Origin of the sequence: Micromonospora rhizosphaerae (genome assembly GCF_900091465.1) — a bacterium.
Taxonomy (GTDB): Bacteria; Actinomycetota; Actinomycetes; order Mycobacteriales; family Micromonosporaceae; genus Micromonospora; species Micromonospora rhizosphaerae.
Window position 1 is genome coordinate 879,246 of the sequence record NZ_FMHV01000002.1, and the last position, 22,381, is coordinate 901,626.

At 70.3% G+C, this 22,381-nt stretch carries 19 protein-coding genes and 2 tRNA genes; 12 read left to right on the plus strand and 9 right to left on the minus strand.

Going from position 1 to position 22,381, the window contains the following annotated elements; translation table 11 throughout:
• Window positions 1-364 precede the first annotated feature (364 nt).
• The 5 genes from dnaA (at window position 365) to GA0070624_RS04270 (ending at window position 6,787) form a co-directional block, all read left to right on the plus strand.
• Window positions 365-2,194, plus strand: coding sequence for a chromosomal replication initiator protein DnaA (gene dnaA / locus GA0070624_RS04250; protein WP_091336832.1), 1,830 nt, complete (start codon window positions 365-367; stop codon window positions 2,192-2,194).
• Window positions 2,195-2,977: 783 nt separating this feature from the next.
• Window positions 2,978-4,111: a DNA polymerase III subunit beta gene (dnaN, locus tag GA0070624_RS04255; protein WP_091336834.1), complete on the plus strand. Its 1,134-nt coding sequence runs from the start codon at window positions 2,978-2,980 to the stop codon at window positions 4,109-4,111.
• 37 nt (window positions 4,112-4,148) lie between these two features.
• Window positions 4,149-5,021, plus strand: coding sequence for a phosphogluconate dehydrogenase (NAD(+)-dependent, decarboxylating) (gene gnd / locus GA0070624_RS04260; protein WP_091336836.1), 873 nt, complete (start codon window positions 4,149-4,151; stop codon window positions 5,019-5,021).
• Between the two features lie 16 nt (window positions 5,022-5,037).
• On the plus strand, window positions 5,038-6,171 hold the full coding sequence (gene recF, locus GA0070624_RS04265) for a DNA replication/repair protein RecF (RefSeq protein WP_091336837.1): 1,134 nt from the start codon (window positions 5,038-5,040) through the stop codon (window positions 6,169-6,171).
• A complete protein-coding gene (locus GA0070624_RS04270) occupies window positions 6,161-6,787 on the plus strand; it encodes a DciA family protein (protein WP_091336838.1) in 627 nt (208 codons plus the stop codon). The genes recF and GA0070624_RS04270 overlap by 11 nt, the downstream gene beginning before the upstream one ends.
• Before the next feature lie 39 nt (window positions 6,788-6,826).
• Here the strand turns inward: GA0070624_RS04270 and GA0070624_RS04275 are convergent, their stop codons facing one another.
• Complete coding sequence (locus tag GA0070624_RS04275; protein WP_091348130.1) at window positions 6,827-7,051, minus strand: hypothetical protein; 225 nt, start codon at window positions 7,049-7,051, stop codon at window positions 6,827-6,829.
• A gap of 118 nt (window positions 7,052-7,169) precedes the next feature.
• Between GA0070624_RS04275 and GA0070624_RS04280 the strand changes: the two genes are divergently transcribed.
• Window positions 7,170-7,658 carry a MarR family winged helix-turn-helix transcriptional regulator gene (locus tag GA0070624_RS04280; protein ID WP_091336839.1) on the plus strand — a complete coding sequence of 163 codons (489 nt, stop codon included), beginning with the start codon at window positions 7,170-7,172 and terminating at the stop codon, window positions 7,656-7,658.
• A 40-nt stretch (window positions 7,659-7,698) separates the two neighbouring features.
• On the opposite strand, the gene GA0070624_RS04285 is transcribed toward GA0070624_RS04280, so the two are convergent.
• On the minus strand, window positions 7,699-8,253 hold the full coding sequence (locus tag GA0070624_RS04285) for a hypothetical protein (protein ID WP_091336840.1): 555 nt from the start codon (window positions 8,251-8,253) through the stop codon (window positions 7,699-7,701).
• Between the two features lie 521 nt (window positions 8,254-8,774).
• On the opposite strand from GA0070624_RS04285, the gene gyrB reads away from it, so the two are divergent.
• The 6 genes from gyrB to GA0070624_RS04310 all read left to right on the plus strand — a co-directional run bounded on the left by gyrB (window position 8,775) and on the right by GA0070624_RS04310 (window position 16,032).
• Complete coding sequence (gene gyrB / locus GA0070624_RS04290) at window positions 8,775-10,721, plus strand: DNA topoisomerase (ATP-hydrolyzing) subunit B (RefSeq protein WP_091336842.1); 1,947 nt, start codon at window positions 8,775-8,777, stop codon at window positions 10,719-10,721.
• Between the two features lie 104 nt (window positions 10,722-10,825).
• A complete protein-coding gene (gene gyrA, locus GA0070624_RS04295) occupies window positions 10,826-14,605 on the plus strand; it encodes an intein-containing DNA gyrase subunit A (RefSeq protein WP_091336844.1) in 3,780 nt (1,259 codons plus the stop codon).
• Between the two features lie 3 nt (window positions 14,606-14,608).
• Window positions 14,609-15,517 carry a DUF3566 domain-containing protein gene (locus GA0070624_RS04300; RefSeq protein WP_091336846.1) on the plus strand — a complete coding sequence of 303 codons (909 nt, stop codon included), beginning with the start codon at window positions 14,609-14,611 and terminating at the stop codon, window positions 15,515-15,517.
• A gap of 151 nt (window positions 15,518-15,668) precedes the next feature.
• Window positions 15,669-15,742 (plus strand) — tRNA-Ile (locus tag GA0070624_RS04305).
• A gap of 42 nt (window positions 15,743-15,784) precedes the next feature.
• Window positions 15,785-15,913 (plus strand): DLW-39 family protein, encoded by a 129-nt coding sequence (locus GA0070624_RS35185; protein WP_218105107.1) that lies wholly within the window; start codon window positions 15,785-15,787, stop codon window positions 15,911-15,913.
• A 43-nt stretch (window positions 15,914-15,956) separates the two neighbouring features.
• Window positions 15,957-16,032: transfer RNA gene (locus tag GA0070624_RS04310), tRNA-Ala, on the plus strand.
• Window positions 16,033-16,087: 55 nt separating this feature from the next.
• On the opposite strand, the gene GA0070624_RS04315 is transcribed toward GA0070624_RS04310, so the two are convergent.
• From GA0070624_RS04315 to GA0070624_RS04345, 7 genes are all read right to left on the minus strand, one after another.
• Entirely contained in the window at window positions 16,088-17,200 is a 1,113-nt protein-coding gene (locus GA0070624_RS04315) for a tyrosine-type recombinase/integrase (RefSeq protein WP_245718653.1), read from the minus strand.
• 35 nt (window positions 17,201-17,235) lie between these two features.
• The gene (locus tag GA0070624_RS04320) at window positions 17,236-17,418 is read right to left on the minus strand and encodes a helix-turn-helix domain-containing protein (RefSeq protein ID WP_091336849.1); all 183 of its coding nucleotides are present in this window, start codon (window positions 17,416-17,418) and stop codon (window positions 17,236-17,238) included.
• A complete protein-coding gene (locus GA0070624_RS04325) occupies window positions 17,415-19,148 on the minus strand; it encodes a replication initiator (RefSeq protein ID WP_091336850.1) in 1,734 nt (577 codons plus the stop codon). The genes GA0070624_RS04320 and GA0070624_RS04325 overlap by 4 nt, the downstream gene beginning before the upstream one ends.
• Window positions 19,145-19,768, minus strand: a complete 624-nt coding sequence (locus GA0070624_RS04330) for a DUF2637 domain-containing protein (RefSeq protein ID WP_091336851.1) — start codon at window positions 19,766-19,768, stop codon at window positions 19,145-19,147. The genes GA0070624_RS04325 and GA0070624_RS04330 overlap by 4 nt, the downstream gene beginning before the upstream one ends.
• Window positions 19,765-21,195 carry an FtsK/SpoIIIE domain-containing protein gene (locus tag GA0070624_RS04335; RefSeq protein ID WP_091336852.1) on the minus strand — a complete coding sequence of 477 codons (1,431 nt, stop codon included), beginning with the start codon at window positions 21,193-21,195 and terminating at the stop codon, window positions 19,765-19,767. The genes GA0070624_RS04330 and GA0070624_RS04335 overlap by 4 nt, the downstream gene beginning before the upstream one ends.
• A 3-nt stretch (window positions 21,196-21,198) precedes the next feature.
• Complete coding sequence (locus tag GA0070624_RS04340) at window positions 21,199-21,657, minus strand: hypothetical protein (RefSeq protein WP_091336853.1); 459 nt, start codon at window positions 21,655-21,657, stop codon at window positions 21,199-21,201.
• A 90-nt stretch (window positions 21,658-21,747) separates the two neighbouring features.
• Complete coding sequence (locus GA0070624_RS04345) at window positions 21,748-22,173, minus strand: hypothetical protein (protein ID WP_091336854.1); 426 nt, start codon at window positions 22,171-22,173, stop codon at window positions 21,748-21,750.
• Window positions 22,174-22,381: the final 208 nt, after the last annotated feature.

A 22,381-nucleotide genomic window follows, 5' to 3' on the forward strand; every position in this document is an offset into this window, starting at 1 on the left:
TGATGTTGACAAGGCTGCCACCGCCTCGACGGTTGATGGCGCCCGGCCCGCGCTGTTAGCGTGCCCGATTGCGGTCAGCGTCGGGGGGGTCCGGGGTTGTCGCCGACAGGCAAGACCGGACAAGGTAGTGAATCGTTCGGCACGGTGAACCCGCTTCAACGCCTCTCGTAATCCAGGGGGGCAGGTCCGACCCGCGTCCGGCGGGCGGCCACAATCGGTCGGTACACACAGGCTGTGGATAACTTGTGGATGACGACCGGTCAGCCGTCCGGGTGGGTGCTGTAACCCGAACGCGGGGGCGGGCCTGGACGGCCCACTGGATGTCAGCGGCAGCCGGGAGCAGAGGCGAGGGGGTGGCACGACGGTGACCGGAGCGACCGACCTTGCCGCGGTGTGGACGGCGACGACCGACGAGCTCGCCGACGAGATCATCTCCGCGCAGCAGCGGGCGTACCTCCGCCTCACCCGGCTGCGCGCGATCGTGGAGGACACCGCGCTGCTCTCCGTCCCGGACGCCTTCACCCGGGACGTGATCGAGTCGCGGCTCCGCCCGGCCATCACCGAGGCGCTCAGCCGCCGGCTGGGCCGACCGATCCAGGTGGCGGTCACCGTCCGGGTCGCCGAGGACCCCGGCCGCCGGCCGGCCGGAACGGTCTACCACGGCGGGTCCGACGCCGACCCGACCGACGGCCCCCAGGACCTGCTCGCCGGCTTGGACGCGCCCGGTCCGCCGGCGAACGCGCCCACCTTCCCCGAGCTCGGTTACCCGGGCGCCGAGCCGGGCTATCCGGAGGAACGCCCCGAGGCAGCGGCCGAGGAGCGGGCCCCCGGCCCCCGCCCGGCCGCCGACGGCGGCCGCCCGCAGCTCATCCCGGCCAGCCGGGACGGTCAGGACACCCTCTTCAGCACCGCCTTCGCCGAGCAGCTGCGGACCGCCCACCCGGCGCCTGAGCGCCGGGGCTTCGACGAACGGCGCCGGGTCGAACCGCCGGTCACCGACGCCCGGGGCTACGAGCCCCGCTACCGGGAGGACCCGGGTCTCCGGGATCCGCAGCCGCTGCGCGGCCTGCCCGGCGACGGCGGCACGGACAGCGGACCGGGCCGCGTGGACCACCGTCCGGGCGGACGGGACGACCGCCGGTTGCCCGGCGGCGCGGAGACCGGCGGTAACCGGCTCAACCCCAAGTACATGTTCGAGACGTTCGTCATCGGCTCCTCGAACCGCTTTGCGCACGCGGCCGCGGTGGCCGTGGCCGAGTCACCGGCGAAGGCGTACAACCCGCTCTTCATCTACGGCAGCTCCGGGCTGGGCAAGACCCACCTGCTGCACGCCATCGGGCACTACGCCACAACGCTGGGCAACGCCCGCTCGGTCCGGTACGTCTCGACCGAGGAGTTCACCAACGACTTCATCAACTCGCTGCGGGACGACAAGACCAGCGCGTTCCAGCGCCGCTACCGGGACGTCGACATCCTGCTGATCGACGACATCCAGTTCCTGGAGAACCGGGAGCGGACCCAGGAGGAGTTCTTCCACACCTTCAACACCCTGCACAACGCCAACAAGCAGATCGTCATCACCTCCGACCGCTCGCCGAAGCAGTTGGCGACGCTGGAGGACCGGCTGCGGACCAGGTTCGAGTGGGGCCTGCTGGCCGACATCCAGCCGCCGGACCTGGAGACCCGGATCGCGATCCTGCAGAAGAAGGCCGCGCAGGAGCGGCTCTTCGCCCCGCCGGACGTGCTGGAGTTCATCGCCTCCCGGGTGTCGAACTCGATCCGGGAACTCGAGGGGGCGCTGATCCGGGTCACCGCGTTCGCCAGCCTCACCCGCTCGTCGGTGGAGCTGTCGCTGGCCGAGGAGGTCCTGCGGGACTTCATCCCGGACGGCGCCGGGCCGGAGATCACCGCCGACCAGATCATGGTGTCGACGGCGGACTACTTCGGGGTGAGCCTGGAGGACCTGCGCGGGCACTCCCGCTCCCGGGTGCTGGTCAATGCCCGCCAGGTGGCCATGTACCTCTGCCGGGAGCTGACCGACCTCTCGCTGCCCCGGATCGGTCAGGCCTTCGGCGGCCGGGACCACACCACCGTGATGCACGCAGACCGGAAGATCCGCCAGCAGATGGCGGAGCGGCGCTCGCTCTACAACCAGATCGCCGAGCTGACCAACCGGATCAAGCAGAACACCTGAGGCGTGCGCCACGCCGGCCGCCGCCGGACGTGGGACCAGGGAGCGCCCGGCCGAACTCGGCCGGGCGTTCTTCGTACCTGTGGAAGCCCGGCGGTTGACCCTCCACCGGGTCGAGGGCACAGGATCGGTGTCATGTTCCTCCACAGGACCGCCCGGTTGTCCACAGCCCCTGTTCCACAACCGGTGGACAACCACGCTCCGTCCGGAGCCGGTTACCCACAGACTGTGGACAACCCCTGGGGACGGCGCTGTGGACGCCTGGGGACGACCGCGGATTTGTCCACCGACGACAGTCGGCCTGTGGGCGGGCTGTTGAAGGTTCTGGGGACAACGTCGATCAGGCTCGTTCGGGCCGTCCACAACACTGGGGAGAAACCCCGTGGATTACCGGTGGACAACCGGTGGACAACCGTGGACAACCTGGGGATGGACGGCGGCTGTGGAAACCGACACGGGTTGTACCCCTGGTTCTCCACAGCGAGACCACCGGTGGATAACCTGGATGACCTGCGCGGACGCCGGTTCTCCACAGTTTGCACAGGTGCGATGAAGACGATGAGTTATCTCTTCTAAACAACAAAAACCAATCATCACCGTTGGACTTCCTGTGGATCGGGCCGGCAACCGCCGGGGCAGTCCGTCAGTACCGGCAGATCCACGGGGTCGGGCGCACAGCCGATGCCCGCGCGCCCTAAGGTGCGATGGGTACCCGCACGGTCGGGCGGGACGGTGGGCAGCGGTCGGCATGAGAGAGTTGTCGCTGACGTCGACGCGGAGGCATTGATGAAGTTCCGAGTGGAGCGCGACGCGCTCGCCGAGGCGGTCGCGTGGACCGCCAAGAGCCTGCCCAACCGACCTTCCGTACCGGTGCTGGCCGGGGTGATGCTCCGGGTCACCGACGGCAACCTCCAGGTCTCCGGCTTTGACTACGAGGTCTCCAGCCAGGTCACCGTCGAGGTGCAGGGTGACGCCGACGGCGCTGCCCTCGTCTCCGGCCGCCTGCTTGCCGAGATCACCAAGGCGCTCCCCGCCAAGCCGGTTGACATCGCCGCGGTCGGCGCCCACCTCGAGCTGGTCTGCGGCAGCGCCCGGTTCACCCTGCCAACCATGCCGGTCGAGGACTACCCGGCCCTGCCGGAGATGCCGGAGAGCGCCGGCACCGTGGACGCCGCCGCCTTCGCCGCCGCGGTGGCCCAGGTCGCCGTCGCCGCCGGCCGCGACGAGACGCTGCCGATGATGACCGGCGTACGCATCGAGCTCTCCGGCCGCACCCTCGCCATGCTCGCCACCGACCGCTACCGCCTCGCGCTGCGCGAGATGGAGTGGAACCCGGACGACGCCGAGGTGAGCATCAACGCCCTGGTGCCGGCCCGCACCCTGCACGACACCGCCAAGGCCCTCGGCCCGCTCGGCGGCCAGGTGACCCTGGCGCTCTCCCAGGGCGGCGCCGGGGAGGGCATGATCGGGTTCTCCGGCGGCACCCGCCGGACCACGAGCCGGCTGCTCGACGGGGCCAACTACCCACCGGTGCGGTCGCTCTTCCCGTCCACCCACAACGCGGAGGCCCGGGTCCCGGTCAGCACCCTGATCGAGGTGGTCAAGCGGGTGGCGCTGGTCGCCGAGCGCACCACGCCGGTGCTGCTGAGCTTCAGCTCGGACGGGTTGGTCGTTGAGGCCGGCGGCACCGAGGAGGCCCGGGCCAGCGAGGCGATGGAGGCAACCTTCACCGGCGATCCGCTGACCATCGGCTTCAACCCGCAGTACCTGATCGACGGCCTGGCCAACCTGGGCGCCCAGTACGCCCTGCTCTCGTTCGTCGACGCCTTCAAGCCCGCGGTGATTTCCCCCGCCGGCGAGGATGGCGAGGTCATCCCGGGGTACCGGTACCTCATCATGCCGATCCGCGTGTCCCGCTGATCGCACCTGAAGACGAGACGCACGGAGGTAGGAGCAGATGCAGCTCGGTCTGGTAGGACTCGGCCGGATGGGCGGCAACATGCGCGAGCGGTTGCGCTCCGCCGGTCACGAGGTGGTCGGCTACGACCGCAACGCGGAGCTGAGCGACGTCGCGAGCCTGGCGGACCTGGCCGGGAAGCTGGAGGCGCCCCGCGCGGTCTGGGTGATGGTCCCGGCCGGCGTCACCGACGCCACGATCGACGAGCTCGCCGGGGTGCTCGGCGAGGGCGACATCATCATCGACGGCGGCAACTCGCGATTCAGCGACGACGCTCCGCGGGCCGAGCGGCTGAACGAGCGCGGCATCGGCTACGTGGACGTCGGCGTCTCGGGCGGTGTCTGGGGCCGGCAGAACGGGTACGCCCTGATGGTCGGCGGCGCCCAGGAGCACGTCCAGCGGCTGATGCCGATCTTCGAGGCGCTCAAGCCGGCGGGCGAGTACGGCTTCGTGCACGCCGGGCCGGTGGGCGCCGGGCACTACGCAAAGATGGTGCACAACGGAATCGAGTACGGCCTGATGCACGCCTACGCCGAGGGCTACGAGCTGCTCGCCAAGTCCGAGCTGGTGACCAACGTCCCCGGCGTCTTCAAGTCGTGGCGCGAGGGCACCGTCGTCCGGTCCTGGCTGCTCGACCTGCTCGATCGCGCGCTGGACGAGGACCCGGAGCTGGCCGAGCTGAGCGGCTACACCGAGGACACCGGCGAGGGCCGCTGGACGGTCGACGAGGCGGTCCGGCTGGCCGTGCCGCTGAACGTCATCACCGCCTCGCTCTTCGCCCGGTTCGCCTCGCGGCAGGAGGACTCGCCCGCGATGAAGGCCGTGGCCGCGCTGCGCCAGCAGTTCGGCGGCCACGCCGTCCGCAAGCGCTGACCGGCATCCACAACCTGTGTACGTCCGCCGGCTCGAACTGGTCGACTTCCGCTCGTACGAGCGGGTCGGCGTCGACCTGGAGCCGGGCCCGAACGTGCTGATCGGCCCCAACGGGGTCGGCAAGACCAATCTGGTCGAGGCGCTGGGCTATGTGGCGACCCTGGATTCGCACCGGGTCGCCACGGACGCCCCCCTCGTCCGGATGGGCGCCACCTCGGCGGTCATCCGCTGTGCGGTGGTGCACGAGGGGCGCGAGCTGCTGGTCGAGCTGGAGATCGTCCCCGGCAAGGCCAATCGGGCCCGGCTGGGCCGCTCCCCGGCCCGCCGCGCCCGGGACGTGCTCGGCGCGCTGCGGCTGGTGCTCTTCGCCCCGGAGGATCTGGAACTCGTCCGCGGCGATCCGGCCGAGCGCCGTCGCTACCTCGACGACCTGCTGGTCACCCGGCAGCCCCGGTACGCCGGAGTGCGCGCCGACTACGACCGGGTGCTCAAGCAGCGCAACGCCCTGCTGCGCACGGCGTACCTGGCCCGCAAGGCCGGCGGTTCGCGGAGCGGCGACCTCTCCACCCTCGCCGTCTGGGACACCCACCTGGCGCACCACGGCGCCGAGCTGCTGGCCGGTCGGCTGGAGCTGGTCGCCGCCCTGGCGCCGCACGTGACCAAGGCGTACGACGCGGTCGCGGCCGGGCGGGGCGCGGCCGCGACCGCGTACCGCCCCTCGGTGGAGCTGCCCGATCCGACCGGGGACCGGGCCGCGCTGGTCGAGGCGCTGACCGCCGCGCTCGCCGAGTCCCGGTCCGCCGAGATCGAGCGCGGCACCACCCTGGTCGGGCCGCACCGCGACGATCTCGCCCTCACGCTCGGCCCGCTGCCCGCCAAGGGGTACGCCAGCCACGGCGAATCCTGGTCGTATGCTCTGGCCCTCCGGCTGGCCGGGTACGACCTGCTGCGGGCGGACGGCATCGAGCCGGTGCTGGTGCTCGACGATGTGTTCGCGGAGCTGGACGCGGGCCGCCGGGAACGGCTGGCGGAGCTGGTCGGCGGGGCGAGCCAGCTGCTGGTGACCTGCGCGGTCGAGGACGACGTGCCGGCGGCCCTGCGCGGCGCCCGGTACGAGGTGGGCGAAGGGACGGTACGCCGTGTCGGATGAGGTGGAGCTTCCGCCGGCCCGCCTGGGGCCGGCGGACGGTGGCCGTACCCCCGAAGCCGGAACGGCCGGCGGGGCCGGCGCGACCGATGCGACCGGCGAACTGCCCGCGGGGGCGTCCGGGCCGGAGCTGGCCCGGGCCGTGCTGGACGCGGCCAAGGCCCGTCGGAAGGCGGCGGCCACCACGCGGCGGCGGAGCGCGATCGGCGGAGAGGGCGGTGGTGAGCGGCGGCTGCGCGGCTACTCGGGGCCCGGGCCGGATCCGCGCGACCCGCAGCCGCTCGGCGCGGTGCTGGAGCGGCTGGTCAAGGCGCGCGGTTGGCAGCAGCCGGCCGCGGAGGCGACGGTCTTCGGCGCCTGGGAGCGGGTGGTCGGCCCGGAGGTGGCCCAGCACAGCCGCCCGGTCAAGCTGGAGGACGGCGAGTTGACCGTGGAGGCACGGTCGACCGCCTGGGCGACCCAGCTGCGGCTGCTCGCCGGTTCGCTGTTGCAGCAGATCGCCCGCGAGGTCGGCCACAACGTGGTGCGCAAGCTGCACATCCACGGCCCGGCGGCGCCGTCCTGGTCCAAGGGCCCGCGCCGGGTCCGGGGCCGCGGCCCGCGGGACACCTACGGCTGACCGGGCCGGCGCGTTCGGATCGGCCGGACCGGGGCGGGGTCAGCGTCCCCGCTCCGCCTCCCGGGCGGCCCGCTTCCGTTCCCGCTGTTCACGGCTGTAGCGCTTGCGGTTCTCCAGGTCACGTTTCCACAGCTCGCGAGCCTCAGTCGAGCCCCCGTACACCGCGCCCTGCACCTCGGCGGGGCCGGCCAGGTACTTGTAGGCCCATCGCCAGAACCGCCCACCTTCTCCCGGGTCCCGGGTCGGCTTCTCGTCCTCACTCATGCCGCTGACCTCTCCGCTCTCCGAGCGCCGCACGCGCCCCCCGCTCTGATGGTTGGGGCACCAATCATTGGGGCACCAATCGCGGGTACCATAGCATCGATCATGAGGAGGCCGATCGGTGCGTGACCAGCTCGACGACGCGGACCCCCTGGCGCTGGAACAGCAGGTGTGCTTCGCGCTCTCCGTCGCCGCGCGGGGCGTCGTCGCCGTCTACCGCCCGCTGCTGGAGCCCATGGGGCTGACCCACCCGCAGTACCTGGTCATGCTCGCCCTGTGGCAGCACGCCCCGCTGTCCGTGCGGGACCTGAGCCGCCTGCTGCAGCTCGACCCCGGCACGCTGTCGCCACTGCTCAAGCGGCTGGAAGCCAACGGCTACGTCCGTCGGGAGCGCGACGCCGCGGACGAACGCAGCCTGGCCGTCACGCTCACCGCGAGCGGCGCCGCGCTCCGCGCCCGCGCCGCAGAGATCCCGCCCGCGATCGTGGAGCGGCTCGGACTACCGGTCGAGGAGCTGCGGCACCTGCACACCGCACTCACCCGGGTGATCGCCGCGGCCAACCGCGCCGGCACGACCGGCCCCGGCACCCCGACGACGGTTGCCTCCTGATCCGCACGCGGTCCGTCCGGCCGCCGGCCGGCCTCGGAGATCAGGCGTCGGCGTAAACAGCGAAGCCCCGGTCGGCGCAGCGCCGGTAGAAGGCGGCGAGCACGCTCAGCTCGGCGCAGGTGAAGTTCCACTGCGGCGGGTCGCCGTTCTCGTCGCGCAGCCCGTCGAGCCGGCTGTCCAGCCAGCGCAGCTGCTGCTCGGCCAGCCGGCCGTCGGCCAGCAGCGAGCGCAGCACCTCGCTGACCGATTCGAAGGTCACCGCCTCGCCGAACGGCCGGTGCTGAGCGACGAACTTCTCCACGCCGCCGGCGATCCAGGAGCACCCGTCGGGGTCGATCACCGGATCCTCGTCCTCGGCGGCGGCGTCAGTGGCGTAGAGCACATTTTCCAGCCCGAGGATCAGGTCGACCAGCTCGGTGTACGCGGTCGCCCGCACCGTTCCGGTCTTGGCGATCAGCTCGGCGAGCGCGGCGGTGGGGGCGGAGATCCGTGGCATGTCGACGATTTCGCCGAAGTCGACGAACTCGGCCGGCGCGACCGGGTCGTAGAAGCGGCCGGTCCGCGGCCAGTGCACCGCGACGTTGTCCAGCCCCATCTGGCGTCACCTCTTACAACACGTTGTGGACCGATCAGGTCGATCGTCCCGGTTCCGTCCGGGAAAGATCAAGACCGGCGGCGGTGGGCGACGCAAAGGTACGGCACGGCCACCCCCGCCGCGACCCCCGGACGGTTACGCCCGGGTACCTATCCGATGGCCGGTCGCGCCCTCGATGGAGGCCTGGTGCGTGGGGGGAGTCGCGGACGGCACGGTTCGGCCCGCTACGGAGTTCTCAGCCGTCGCGCAGGGGTGCCGAGTGGCGGTTTAGCCGTGTGCGCAGAGTAAGATTGGAGGCGAGACGAAGACCCGATACGGAGCGACGGACACGGGCCCGCAGGGCCCTTGATCATTGTCCCGCATCGGGTCGAGCCGATCGCGATCCGCGGGCAACCGCGGCGACCGGCGTGCGCGACCCGTGGCCCGGAGTTCCCGGGCCGGTCCGTGCGCGCCGACGTCGCGTCCTGTCCGCCGAACCCGCGCCCGCGCCCTGGCGCGTCGGTGCGAGAAAGTGGCCGAGGGTGGCAGCGCAGGACAAACAGGAGTACGGCGCCGAGTCGATCACCGTTCTCGAGGGGCTGGAGGCGGTCCGGAAGCGGCCCGGTATGTACATCGGGTCCACCGGTGAACGGGGTCTGCACCACCTCGTGTGGGAGGTCGTCGACAACGCGGTCGACGAGGCGCTGGCCGGTTACTGCGACACCATCGACGTGGTGCTGCTGGCCGACGGCGGGGTCCGGGTCACCGACAACGGCCGGGGCTTCCCGGTCGACCTGCACCCGAAGCTGAAGAAGCCGGGTGTCGAGGTGGCGCTGACCGTGCTGCACGCGGGTGGCAAGTTCGACGGCAAGGCGTACGCCGTCTCCGGCGGTCTGCACGGCGTCGGCGTCTCGGTCGTGAACGCCCTCTCCACCCGGATGGAGGTGGAGATCCACAAGTCCGGTTTCGTGTGGCGGCAGCAGTACACCAACTCCAAGCCGACGCCGCTGGAGAAGGGCGAGACCACCAACCGCACCGGATCCGCGGTCGCCTTCTGGCCGGATCCGAACGTCTTCGAGACCGTCGACTTCGACTTCCAGACCATCTACCGGCGCCTGCAGGAGATGGCCTTCCTCAACCGTGGCCTCACCATTCACCTGCTCGACGAGCGGGTCCCGGAGGGCGAGGAGGGCAAGCCCCGCGAGGTGACCTTCCTCTACAAGGGCGGCATCGCCGACTTCGTGCGACACCTCAACGCCTCGAAGAACCCGATCCACAAGACGGTGGTCGAGTTCGGCGCCGAGGAGGAGGGCATGTCGGTCGAGATCGCCATGCAGTGGAACGAGTCGTACGGCGAGTCGGTCTACACCTTCGCCAACACGATCAACACCCACGAGGGCGGTACCCACGAGGAGGGCTTCCGGGCCGCGCTGACCAGCGTGGTCAACCGGTACGGCACCGACCGGAAGCTGCTCAAGTCCGACGAGAAGCTCTCCGGCGAGGACATCCGCGAGGGCCTGGCCGCGATCATCTCGGTCAAGCTGGCCAACCCGCAGTTCGAGGGCCAGACCAAGACGAAGCTGGGCAACACCCCGGTGAAGAGCTTCGTGCAGCGGGTCTGCAACGAGTGGCTGGTCGACTGGTTCGACCGGAACCCGGGCGAGGCCAAGACCATCATCCAGAAGGCGTCCCAGGCCGCCCGGGCCCGGATCGCCGCACAGCAGGCGCGGAAGCTGGCCCGGCGCAAGTCGCTGCTGGAGTCCGGCTCGATGCCGGGCAAGCTGGCCGACTGCCAGTCCACCGACCCGCGCGAGTCCGAGGTCTTCATCGTCGAGGGTGACTCGGCCGGCGGCTCGGCCAAGCAGGGGCGCGACCCGCGTACCCAGGCGATCCTGCCGATCCGCGGCAAGATCCTCAACGTGGAGAAGGCCCGGATCGACCGGGTGCTGAAGAACAACGAGGTCCAGGCGCTGATCACGGCGCTCGGCACCGGCATCCACGACGACTTCGACATCGAGAAGCTGCGGTACCACAAGATCGTGCTGATGGCCGACGCCGACGTCGACGGTCAGCACATCCAGACGCTGCTGCTCACCCTGCTGTTCCGCTTCATGCGGCCGCTGGTGGAGCTGGGCCACGTCTACCTCGCCGCACCGCCGCTGTACAAGATCAAGTGGAACAAGAAGGGCGACGACGCCCAGTACGCGTACTCGGACCGGGAGCGGGACGGGCTGATCGCGCTGCGCCAGCAGAAGAAGCCCAACGCCAAGCCGGACGACATCCAGCGGTTCAAGGGTCTCGGCGAGATGAACTACCCCGAGCTGTGGGAGACCACGATGAACCCGGCCACCCGTACGCTGCGCCAGGTGACGCTCGACGACGCCGCAACCGCCGACGAGCTGTTCAGCGTGCTGATGGGTGAGGACGTCGAGGCGCGCCGTTCGTTCATCCAGCGCAACGCCAAGGACGTGCGGTTCCTCGACATCTGACGGGTGACCGGCCGGGTGGTCCACAGGTTTATCCACAGCTTGGCCGGTTTCCACAGCCGTTATCCACAGCACGAACACGACTCTGAGTCTGATAAGGGTTAACAGTGACCGATACTCCCGAGTCCACCCCGAACGAGCCCGAGACCCCGGAAAACCTCGCCGCGGTCGTGGCGCACGACCGGATCGAGCCGGTGGGGCTCGAGGTCGAGATGCAGCGCTCCTACCTCGACTACGCGATGAGCGTCATCGTAGGGCGGGCGCTGCCGGACGTCCGGGACGGGCTCAAGCCGGTCCACCGCAAGATCCTCTACGCCATGTTCGACTCCGGCTACCGGCCGGACCGCGGCTACGTGAAGTGCTCCCGCGTCGTCGGCGACGTGATGGGTCAGTTCCACCCGCACGGCGACTCGGCGATCTACGACGCGCTGGTCCGGATGGCGCAGCCCTGGTCGCTGCGCTACCCGCTGGTCGACGGCAACGGCAACTTCGGCTCGCCGGGTAACGACCCGGCTGCCGCCATGCGGTACTGCATCACCGGAGATGTCCGGATTCGTACTGCTGACGGGTCGTTCCGGATCGATCAGATCGTGCCGGGCGCGGCGCCGAGCAGCGAGACCGACGTCGAGCTCAAGGTCCGCGACCGCAACGGCGATCTGGTCCACGCCTCCAAGTTCTTCCACTCCGGCGAGCACCCCACGTTGCGGCTGCGCACCCGAGAGGGGTACGAGCTCACCGGTACCCACAACCACCCGGTGCTCTGTCTGGTGGACGTGGCCGGCGTGCCCACCCTGCTGTGGAAGCTGCTCGCCGAGATCTCCCCCGGCGACCGGGTGGTCCTCCAGCGCACCGCGCCGGACGAGATCGGCTACCCGATGCTGGAGCACGTCGAGGCCGCCGTCCTCGCCGGCGCCTTCGTCAGCGAGGGTTGGGTATCCGAGGGACGGGCCGGCTTCAACAACGTGGACCGGGACTTCTTCGTCCGCGTTCTTGCCGCCTACGACCTCGCTGTCGGTGGCCCGCGCTACGTCAACCAGCGCACCATCGCCTCGGGCAGCATCCTGCACGAGCTCGACGTCCAGGACCTTTCCGCGCTGCGGAAGAGCCTTCTCGGCGAGATGGTCGGGGTGCGGAGCGCTGCGAAGTTTGTGCCGGAGTTCGTCTGGCAGGGGCCGGCCGCGGTGAAGCGGGCCTTCCTCCAAGCGCTCTTCGAGGGCGACGGGTCGTCGTCGCTGCTGCCGCGCAACACCATCCAGATCACGTACTCGACCCGCAGCGACCGGCTCGCGCGCGAGGTGCAGCAGCTGCTGCTCGAGTTCGGCGTGATCAGCAAGCAGTGCCGGTATGACAACGGCGAGATCAAGGTGGTGGTGACCAACCGCCGTGATGCCCGGATCTTCGCTGCGCACGTCGGCTTCCTCGGCCGCAAGCAGGCCAAGCTGGAGTCGGAGCTTGCCGCCGTGCCCGCAACCAGCACGGCACTCTCCAACGACCACGTGCCGCTGGTCGGCAACTTCATCCGGGAGCACGGCGCTCAGCGCTGGACCGAGCGGGACTGGCTGCGCCGGCACAATGTCGACCGGATCGAGCGTTGGGAGCGGGACCGCGAGGAGATCGCGGCCCGGATCACCAACCGCGATGTGCTCGACGTGGTCGAGCCGCTGGTCGACGGCCGCTTCTACTACGCCGAGGTCGCCAGCGTTGCCGACACCGGCGTCCAGCCGGTCTACAGCATCCGGGTGGACACCGACGACCACTCCTTCATTTCCGACGGCTTCGTCAGCCACAACACGGAGTGCAAGCTCGACCCGCTGGCGATGGAGATGCTGCGGGACATCGACGAGGACACCGTCGACCTGCAGGACAACTACGACGGCCGGGCCAAGGAGCCCACCATCCTGCCGTCCCGGATCCCCAACCTGCTGATCAACGGGTCGGAGGGCATCGCGGTCGGCATGGCCACCAAGATCCCGCCGCACAACCTGCGCGAGATCGGCGCCGCCGTCCAGTGGTGCCTGGAGCACCCGGAGGCCGACGAGGCCACCACGCTCGAGGCGCTGCTGGAGATCGTCAAGGGCCCCGACTTTCCGACCCACGGCCTGATCGTCGGCCAGGCCGGCATCCAGGACGCGTACCGGACCGGGCGCGGCTCGATCCGGATGCGCGCCGTGGTCGAGGTCGAGGAGGACAAGCGCGGCCGTCCCGCGCTGGTGGTCAGCGAGCTGCCCTACCAGGTCAACCCGGACAACCTGGCCGAGCGGATCGCCGAGCTGATCAAGGAGGGCAAGCTCGGCGGGATCGCGGACATCCGCGACGAGTCCTCCGGGCGTACCGGCATGCGGATCGTGCTCGTGCTCAAGCGCGACGCGGTCGCCAAGGTGGTGCTGAACAACCTCTACAAGCACACCCAGCTCCAGGAGACCTTCGGGGCCAACATGCTGGCGCTGGTCGACGGCGTGCCGCGCACGCTCAACCTGGCCCAGTTCATCCGCTACTACGTCGAGCACCAGATCGAGGTCATCCGCCGGCGGACCGCGTTCCGGCTGCGCAAGGCCGAGGAGCGTGCGCACATCCTGCGCGGCCTGGCCAAGGCGCTGGACGCGCTCGACGAGGTGATCGCCCTGATCCGGCGCTCGCCCACGGTCGAGGACGCCCGCCAGGGCCTGATCCGGCTGCTGGAGATCGACGAGGTCCAGGCGACCGCGATCCTGGACATGCAGCTGCGCCGGCTGGCCGCCCTGGAGCGGCAGCGGATCCTGGACGACCTGGCCAAGCTCGAACTCGAGATCGCCGACCTCAAGGACATCCTGGCCAAGCCGGAGCGGCAGCGGAGGATCGTCTCGGAGGAGCTGGGCGAGATCGTCGCGAAGTGGGGCGACGACCGGCGGACGAAGATCATCCCATTCGAGGGTGAGGTCTCGATGGAGGACCTGATCGCCCGCGAGGACGTGGTCGTCACCATCACCCGGACCGGGTACGCCAAGCGCACCAAGGTCGACCTGTACCGCTCGCAGCGGCGCGGCGGCAAGGGCGTCAGCGGTGCCACCCTCCGGCAGGACGACATCGTCAGCCATTTCTTCGTATGCTCTACCCACGACTGGATCTTGTTTTTCACGAACAAGGGCCGGGTCTATCGGGCCAAGGCGTACGAACTTCCGGAGGCCAGTAGGGTAGCCAAGGGTCAGCACGTGGCCAATCTGCTCGCCTTCCAAGCGGACGAGCAGATCGCGCAGATCATCGAAATCCCCAACTACCAGGTGGCCCCCTACCTGGTACTCGCCACGAAGAATGGCCTGGTGAAGAAGACGCGGCTCGAGGAGTTCGACTCCCCCCGGTCCGGCGGCATCATCGCGATCAACCTCCGCGATGAGGACGAGCTGGTCGGTGCCGCCCTGGTGGCGCCGGAGGACGACCTGCTCCTGGTCTCGAAGAACGCACAGGCCATCCGGTTCAGCGCCACGGACGAGGCGTTGCGGCCGATGGGCCGGGCCACCTCGGGCGTGATCGGCATGCGGTTCAGCGAGGACGACGTCCTGCTGGCCATGGAGGTGGTCCGCGAGGGTATGGACGTGCTGGTGGCGACGAACGGCGGCTACGCGAAACGTACGCCGATCGAGGAATACCCCGTCCAGGGTCGGGGAGGTAAGGGTGTGCTGACTGCGAAGATCACCGAGCGCCGGGGTGGTCTGGTCGGCGCGGTGGTGATCAACCCGGATGACGAGCTGTTCGCTATCACCAGCAACGGCGGCGTCATTCGGACTCCGGTGAAGCCTGTACGCCGTACCCGTGACCGGAACACAATGGGGGTCAAGCTGATGGACCTCCCGGACGGCGTGACTATCGTGGCGATTGCTCGCAATGCCGACGAGCCTGACGAACAGGACTAGTTGATGACGGAGACACAGGCGAAGTCGGGGAACACGGGGACCTCGGCCAACCCGGTCGACGAGGAGGCCGCAAAGGGCGGCACACCAGCGACCGGCCGCGCGGCCGTGGGCCGGGCCACGGTCCCCGCCGACGCGCCTGCCCCGAAGTTCACCCGGGCCCCTGGCATGGCGCCCCCGCCGGACAAGCCGGCCGAGGACTCGGGGGCGAGCGAGAAGACCGAGCAGGCCAAGGCCGGCCCCTCGACCTCCGCCGACAGCCCGGCCGCCCCGGGGGCTGCGAAGCCCGCCACGCCGCAGCCGGTCAAGGCCGCTGCGGCCCGGCCGTCGACCGGCACCACCGGGACCCAGTCGCGGATCGGGGCCGGCCTCGGCACCGCCCCCAAGCCCGCGCCGGACGGTGCCCGTCCCGGCACCACGGCTCGCCGCCCGCCGAACGGTGGCGGCCTGCCGCCGGGCATCAGCAGCGCCGCCGCAGTCGGCGCCGCGCGCGTGGGTGAGGCGGTACGCGCGGCGCGTACCTCGGTCAGCTCGGCCGCGTCCCGCGGGCCCCGCCGGGCCCGGCTGAACCTCAAGCGGATCGACCCGTGGTCCGTGATGAAGTTCGCCTTCGCGGTCTCGGTGGTCCTCTTCATCGTGGTGGTCGTCGCCACCTCGGTGCTCTACCTGGCCCTCGACGCGATGGGCGTGTTCAAGAGCGTCAACGACAGCCTGACCGACCTGGTCAGCGCCGGCGGCGGGCAGAGCGCCGACGGCTTCCGGATCACCGCCAAGGGCGTGATCCTCAGCTCCGCGCTGATGGGCCTGGTCAACGTCGTGCTCTTCACCGCGCTCGCCACGCTCGGCGCGTTCGTCTACAACGTCTGCGCCGACCTGGTCGGCGGGATCGAGTTGACGCTGGCCGAGCGGGACTGAACCACCGACGACGCCGGGGCGCCGCGGTAAAGCGGTGGCCCCGGCGGCGCGCATCCGGGTAGGTTCGATGCGGTACGGGTGAGAGCCGCGCCACGGGCACCCCGATTTGGGGACGGGCGCGACAATGAGTTAACCTTGCTCGTCGCTACGCGGGGCTATAGCTCAGTCGGTTAGAGCGCAGAGCTGATAACTCTGAGGTCGCTGGTTCGATTCCAGCTAGCCCCACCGCACGTCCTCCGACGGCAGTCGAGCGCGAGGGGTCGCCCCATGTTCAAGAAGCTTCTGTTCCTGGTCGGCGTCGTCGGCGTGGCTGCGGTAGTAGCCAAGAAGGTCAAGGCGTCCAACGACGAGCGCGCCCTCTGGCACGAGGCGACCACCGCGCCCGACCTGCGTTGACCTTCCGCTCGACTGCCAGCACCAGGCGGCTCCGCCCGCCCTCGGGGCCCTAGCTCAACTGGCAGAGCACTGCCTTTGCAAGGCAGGGGTTAGGGGTTCAAGTCCCCTGGGCTCCACCAGCGCTTTTCTTGGTTGATCTCGGTCCCGAGTACAGCCATTCGTACAGCCAAGCGGTCACGCTGTCCCCTCCTCGCCCAACACGCGATCGATCGCCGAGGCAGCCTGGCGCGCGCGCGCCGGCAGAACGTGTCCGTAGGTGTCGGCCGTCATCCGGATCGTGGAGTGCCCGAGCAGCTCCATCACCGTGCGCAGCTCCTCGCCCTGATCGAGCAGGAATGTGGCGAAGGCGTGCCGCAGATCGTGCAGGTGCAGCCAGTCCAAGCCGGCCGTTACCCGGAGCTGCTCAAAGCGCCGGTTGACGTTCCGCGGCTCCATCGGCGTACCGATCGTGCTGGCGAAGACCAGGCCGAGATCCGACCACACCTCACCAGCCGCAAGCCGTTCCCTGGCCTGCCGCACCCGCTGCGACTCCAACGCCCGCACGGCGAGGGTCGACAACGGCAGCGGACGACTAGACCGGTGCGTCTTCGGTGGCACGAACTCCAGGCCCCGATCCGTTCGCTGGAGCGTTTGCCGAACGAACAGAGCCCTTCCCGGCAGGTCGACATCCGACCAGCGAAGGCCCAGCAGTTCGGCCCGCCGGAGCCCGGTCGCCAGTGCCATTACGAACAGCGATTCCAGCCGGTCACCCGTCAGCGCGGACAGCAGCGCCTTGGCTTCCTCGGGACTCAGCGCACGCCGCTCAGACCGACCGAGGGCCGGCGGCTTGGCCGCCTTGGCGACGTTGCGCGGGACCAGGTCCATCCGCTCAGCGTCGGCCAGGGCGACGCGCAGCACGGCGTGCACCTTGATGATGCTGGCCGGCGCGAGCCTGCCCCGAAGCCCGGTAAGAAACCGCTGCACATCCCGAGGTGTCAGCCGGTCGAGCTTCACTCGGCCTAGGCCCGGCACCAGGTGCTTGGTCACCGCCAGGCGGTAGCGCACCAGCGTGGACGGCCGTGTCCCGTCGTGCGCCTTGACGTCCCGCAGCCACTCGGTCAACCAGGCTTCCACCGTTCGAGGTTGCGCCGCGAGGTCGACGCCGAGCTGAAGCTGTTTCCGCAGCTCGTCCCGCTTCCGGACCGCCTCGGCCTCGCTCTTGGCGTAGACGTATTTACGCTTCCGCTTCCCGTCGATCCAGCCCAGGTCGACCGCCGCCGCCCACACGCCCGGGCGTTGCTCGTACACCGAGCCCTCACCATGAGCACGACGCCGCCGGCCGGTCATGCCGCGAACTCTTCATCAGCCGACAGGAACTCATCAATCGCCGTCAGCGGGATCAGGCGAGCTCGACCAGCCTTGATCGAACGAAGTCGCCCCGAGCGCATCAGGACGTAGATGGTGTCCCGGCAGACGCCGAGAAGCGCCGCAGCCTCAGCCGGTCGGACGCTCTTCCTCTCCCTCACGTACCTGCTCCCTCCTCGCTGTCGGACGGACTGGCCGTAGTTGCCGAAACATCGGGCGGGGGGTCGGCAGCCCGTCTCGCGACGTCGAGCTGGGTACGCCATTGGATGCGTTCGGAGATGGCGCGGAGGACGCGGTGGCCGATGGGTGGGACGTCGGGGTCGGTGGGTTTGGCGAGTTCCCAGGCGTGCCGGACGGTGTCGGGGCCGGTGGGGGCGGTGGCGTTGTCGGTGGTGACGCCAAGCAGGGCCTTGACCCACTCGCGGCGGTCGGCGCGGTGGTCGGCGAGGGTCTTGCCGGACCACTGGCGGGAGATGAGGACGCGTCGGCCGCCGATGCCGAGGGTTTCCCGCTTGTGGACCTTGTTCTTGCATCTGCCCGGCTTCAACCCCGGGCGGGCCTTCTTGGGCTGCACGCCGTAGAGCAACCAGTTGGCGCACCGCTCCGAACACGGCGTGTGCCGCAGCTCTTGCCAGAGCCGTTCGAGGTGCGCCCGCTGCCGGCCGGTGGTCACCTGGTGGCAGTCGGCGGCCTGCTTGGTCAGATACTTCGTGATGTAGCCGACGCAGCGATCAGCGTCCTTGGTGCCGGCGAGCACACCCTTGGCGTCGACCTGGCTGCCGAAGCGGACCACGTGCACCGGCTCGGCGTCGGGGTCGGCGTCGACCAGGTCCAGGGCGTCATCCCAGGTCGGGAGGAGCCGGTCAGTCTCGGGGTCGGCGTAGCCGCCGGCGGCAGGGTTCCATTGCGGCGCCCTTCCCGGTTCGTAGACCAGCTCGTCGACGGGCGGCCACCACACCTGGTGATAGGTCGCGGCCGCGACCTGCCGGACCAGCGCCCGGGGGATGGTGCCCCGGATGGCGAAGTGCGCGTGCGGGGCCAGCCGGCGCTGCGGCTCGACCGCCCCGGCGTACTGGACGTTCCAGCCGACCGCCCGCCTGAGGTTTTGCCAGAACCGATCGAGCAGTCGGGGGAAGTGCACCGCATCCCAGGCGGCCCGCCGGTAGTCGTAGGCGTCCGGGTCGATGGGGGTGCCGTCGGAGTGGACGCGGCCGTAGGAGTCGAGGGTGAGGGTGAGGAACATCGACGGCCGGAACACCTGCCCGGCGTGCCCTTCGTAGGTCCGCCCGATGGTGCGGTTCTCGACGGAAAGGCGGGGCAGGTCCGGGGCGTCCTGCCGGCGCTTGGTCGAGCGGACCCGCCGCTTGCCGTCGCCGTCCTCCTGGTCGTCGGTGGCGTGCGGTGGGGCGGGTCGGCCCCGGAGCCCTTCGGTGGTGATCTCGGCTTCCAGCTCTCCGATCGCCTCGTCCAGGTCCGCGACCTGATCCCACTGCGAGGCCCGGGCGGCCTCGTCGCGGGCGAACTCGAGATGCGCCCGAGCCACGATCAGCGCCCGCTGCGCCTCGGTAGCCGGTTGCGGGCCGGGGTCGGGTTCGTCGTCGCGGTGCCAGCCCTCGCGGATCTGCTGCTGCCGCAGCCGCCGCGCCCGCTTGGCGCAGGCCGGACACTTGGCCTCCTGGGTGGCCCCGCACGGCAGGTCGATCATCTCCGTCTGCCCGGAGTCGAGGTCGGTGCGGCGCAGGGACGCGGGGCGGGTGCAGACGCCGTAGTCGGCGGCCAGATCTTTGACCACGTCGACGGAGCGGGGCATCAACATGCGGGCGGCCCGGGAGCCCGGCCTCGGCTCCACCAGAGCGGGGGCAAGGCCGGGCAGCGCGGGAGTAACAGTCATCGGCTCACCTCCCGGGTGAGCGGGGTGCCGTTACGGCGAATGAACGCGGTCGTCGGCACCGGGGCGACCGGGGCCGGGCGGGTGGGCTCGACCGGGACGAGGGCGACCGGTTCCGGCGCGCCAGCGGCTGGCGTCGGTTCGACCGAAGGCGCGGGCGGCTCAGACGGTGGGGCCGTCGGGGTGACGACCGGCGTAGCCGGGCCGGTACCGGGTTCGTCGGCGGGGGCCGGGGTGGTGCCGAGGATGAGCTTGGACAGGCCCATGAACGCCAGTGCGGGTACGGCCGAGAGGAGCCAGCCGGACAGGCTGGGCTTGGCGACGGCGAGCTGCGCCGCGAGGGAGAGAACGACGGCGGCGACGAGCAGGAACATCGGGTAGCCGATCGGGCCGCCCGTGCGGCGTCGGCGGCGGATGGTCAGCAGGGCGGCGACGGGGACGAGTTCGGAGATGACGGCGTTGGCCCAGCCGAACCACGCCCCGGTGCCCGCCGGTGAGTTGTCGAGGGTCCACTCCTTGACGTGGGTGAACGAGGCAGCCCCGGCGAAGCCGGCAACCAGAAGCAGGATCACGACCAGGACCAGGCCCTCCACACGCTCGCCACGGTTCGGGTTGGGGTTCATGCGACACCGTCCAAAACCTCGCCGTCGATCACGCGCAACCGCCCGTACGTCTGGGCCAATTCGCGAATCTCGTCATCGCTCAGGTACGAGAAGCGGACCCGCATCGGGGTCGGGTCACCGTCGATGACCACGAACCCGACACCCGGCAGAGACTGCGGGATGCGGTCGCACAGCGCGCCCCGGTCCCGCATCCCCTCCCCGAGCACCAGATCCACCTGGGCGGCCTCGGCCAGCCGCAGCCCGATCCGGGTGGGGAACAGGTCGCGGAACGGCAGGACCTCTTTGCGTGGGTCCTGGATGGCGGCGACGACGTGCACGCCGACCGCCCGCCCTTGGCTGAGCAGGATGGACAGGGCGGCCTTGATCCGGTCTTTCAACTGCCGGTCGGTGAGGTAGGCGGTCAGGTTCGCCAGCTCGTCAATGACGAGGACGATCAGCGGTTCGTCCGGGGTCGGCGTGTGCTGACGGGTCCGGCCGTGCAGGTTCCGGGCGCGGTTCTTTGCCAGGGCGGCGGCGTCCTCGATGAGCTCGCACATGGCGCCGTAGTCGCGGCAGGCGAACCGGGCGAACATCGGCGCTCCGATCCCGAGTTCCATGCCGCCCTTCGGGTCGAGGCCCCAGAGTTGCACGAGGCCGGTGGTGGTCCCGGCGGCGAGGGAGCGGACCACGGACCAGATGACGGAGCCCTTGCCTGACCCGGTGGCGCCCACGACGAGGACCTGGGTCCCGAACAGCCGCAGCCCGTAGCCGTCGCCGTCTTCCTGCCGGCCTACGGGCAGGGCGGTGAACTCGGGCACTGCTGGCACCGGCAGGGGGTGGACGAGCTTGGCGAGGGGGTCACCGCGGAACAGGTGCAGCAGCACCACATCCGGCCGCGGACCCGGCACCGCCTTGACCTGGCGGACACCGAAGGTGTGCGCCAACCTCTCGGCGACCTTGGCGAAGTCGTCGGGGATCTGGCCGGTGACCATCCGCACCGCCACGACGTCGACGCCCGAAGCGCAGCGGACCTTGCGAAGCACGGGCAGGACGGTGTGGTGGTCGAAGGAGACAGCGAGGCGGGCGGTGACCATCGCGGCTTGCCAGTTGCGCCGGTACAGCCAGCGGCGGTAGCGAGCCAGTGCCGGCCACCAGGCGAACCGCAGCCACGACGGTCGGTGCCCGAAGCCCCAGCCCGCAGAGAGGGCGCCGACGGCGGCGAGGAAGCCGGCCGGGCCTGCCCAGCCCCAGCGAAGGTAGAGCCAGCCGAAGAACACCGCCGGGCCGGTGACGTACCAGAATTGCAGGAGGACCACGGTCAGGCGGCCGAGTGCCTTGACCGCCCACCAGGTCAGGGCCAGCCACAGCGGGATGCGGATGAACGGGGTGCGGACGTTGATCGGGGCAGCATCGATCCGGTCACCCCGGATCACGTTGACTAGCGGCACGGCTCAGCCCTCCCCGACAGCGGCGGCGAACAGCGAGCCCTGCCCCGGCGAGCCGGGACGACGGCGCACCATCCGGCGACGGACCACCGGCCGCGCCGGGACGAGCCCGGCCAGGTCGACCGGCCCGGACAGTGGGGCGGGGACGTGGCGGGCCATGGTCGGCAGCCACCGACCCCGACCCAGCACGGCGCGCAGGTCGACCCGGTCGGAGACGTGCGGGGCGATCAGGTCCGGGTCCAGGTGGCGCAGCTTCACGACCGTCCGGGCGAGCGCCGCAGCAGCGGCGGAGATCTCCACCAGGGCGGCCACCCGCACGGCGTCAGAGGGAACGGTGGTGTAGACCTCGCGGGCGGCCCGGATACCGGGGCCGGCGAGGCGCATCACGGTGCGGCGGTGGGTGCGACGGTGCGGGGCGGGGCGCGGGTTCCCGGCGATGCGGGCAGCGTCAGCTAGCGTGGGCACAGCCCAACTCCTTCCAGGGAGAACGGGTGAGGCGCGGGGCGGGCGTCGTCCTTGGCGGGGTGAAGGCCCGCCCCGCGCGTCCAGATCTGGTCAGGCCGCCTGCTTCACGACGGCGGCTTCGGTCATCGCTCCGGCGCGGATCGACCACGCCTGACGAGCCCGGCACTTCCCCGAGCCCTTGCACCGCTGCGAGTCCACGTACGGGGTGAGGGTCACGTCGGTGAACTCCACAGCCGCCGGGTAACCCGGGATCTTCGACGCCGGCGGCACCGGCTGCACCGGCGCGGCGATCTTCACCTTCATCTCCTTCGACCCGCCGAACTTGCCGGCCTCCGGGTCCAGGTCCAGGACCTTGACCACCCAGAGGCGCTCGCCCGTGTCCTTGTCGCGGGCCTGGTCATCACCCTGACCCCGCTTGTCGAAGTCCGTCACCGGCTCCACACCCAAGCACAGCGCACCGTGCGGGAAGACGAAGTCGAACGGAACCGGAACCTTGATCATGTTCGGGACAGCCATCTCGGCACTTCCTCTCGTCGCCGTCGGCCATTGCCGGCTGGGCTTTGATGAGCGTCACCATAACAACTGATAGGGAAACCTATCAACTGTCCGGTTCCAAGATCTTCCTGACACCCAGGTTGAGCTGCGGCTACGCACGAACAACTGATAGGTCGCTGATAGGCTCGCTGTAAAACTCATGTTGACAGGGGCAGCCATGACATCCCCC

Bases quoted from the DNA above. Each gene is read 5' to 3' on its own strand.
- dnaN (WP_091336834.1), top strand. From the start codon at position 2,978: ATGAAGTTCCGAGTGGAGCGCGACGCGCTCGCCGAGGCGGTCGCGTGG.
- gnd (WP_091336836.1), top strand. From the start codon at position 4,149: ATGCAGCTCGGTCTGGTAGGACTCGGCCGGATGGGCGGCAACATGCGC.
- GA0070624_RS04275 (WP_091348130.1), bottom strand. From the start codon at position 7,051: ATGAGTGAGGACGAGAAGCCGACCCGGGACCCGGGAGAAGGTGGGCGG.
- GA0070624_RS04285 (WP_091336840.1), bottom strand. From the start codon at position 8,253: ATGGGGCTGGACAACGTCGCGGTGCACTGGCCGCGGACCGGCCGCTTC.
- GA0070624_RS04300 (WP_091336846.1), top strand. From the start codon at position 14,609: ATGACGGAGACACAGGCGAAGTCGGGGAACACGGGGACCTCGGCCAAC.
- GA0070624_RS35185 (WP_218105107.1), top strand. From the start codon at position 15,785: ATGTTCAAGAAGCTTCTGTTCCTGGTCGGCGTCGTCGGCGTGGCTGCG.
- GA0070624_RS04325 (WP_091336850.1), bottom strand. From the start codon at position 19,148: ATGACTGTTACTCCCGCGCTGCCCGGCCTTGCCCCCGCTCTGGTGGAG.
- GA0070624_RS04330 (WP_091336851.1), bottom strand. From the start codon at position 19,768: ATGAACCCCAACCCGAACCGTGGCGAGCGTGTGGAGGGCCTGGTCCTG.
- GA0070624_RS04345 (WP_091336854.1), bottom strand. From the start codon at position 22,173: ATGGCTGTCCCGAACATGATCAAGGTTCCGGTTCCGTTCGACTTCGTC.